This window comes from Rhodococcus sp. P14 (genome assembly GCF_000256505.1).
GTDB lineage: Bacteria > Actinomycetota > Actinomycetes > Mycobacteriales > Mycobacteriaceae > Rhodococcus > Rhodococcus ruber.
In genome coordinates this window covers 1-503 of sequence record NZ_AJFC01000224.1, presented here as the reverse complement: position 1 = coordinate 503, position 503 = coordinate 1, and the positions used below count along the sequence as shown (strand labels likewise).

General features: G+C 73.4%; 1 protein-coding gene. It reads left to right on the top strand.

The annotated features are described in order from the left end of the window. Positions 1-379: aminotransferase class III-fold pyridoxal phosphate-dependent enzyme (locus tag OEY_RS28535; RefSeq protein ID WP_043805508.1), on the top strand; the 379-nt coding region annotated here is incomplete at its 5' end. Between the last annotated feature and the right edge of the window lie 124 nt (positions 380-503).

Below are 503 nucleotides of genomic sequence, written 5' to 3'. Positions count from 1 at the left end.
CCTGAACTCCACCTGGGGCGGCAACCTGACCGACATGGTCCGTGCCCGGCGCATTCTCGAGGTGATCGAGCGGGACCGGCTCGTCGACCGAGCGCGGATGACCGGGGCACATCTGCTGTCCGGGCTGAAGCAGCTCGCCGTCCGCCACCGGCTGGGCGGCGAGCCCCGAGGGCGCGGCCTGATGTGTGCGTTCACCCTGCCCACACCGGCGGTGCGCGACGCCGTGCTCACCCACCTGCGGGTCGACGAGCACGTGCTGATGATCGGCACCGGGCAGCGCGGCATCCGGTTCCGGCCGCCGCTGACGGTCACCACCGCCGAACTGGACGAGGCACTCGACGCCCTGGATCGGGTCCTGGGGACGATCGCGCGGACCTGACGGCCCCCTCGGAGTCGCCGCGGGGCGGCGGAGGTGACCCGCGCGGTGTGCGATCGCGAACCGTCCACCGGGTGTTCCGGTCAGGACCCGGCGTCGACGCGGAACGGCAGGGGGACGTCGACGG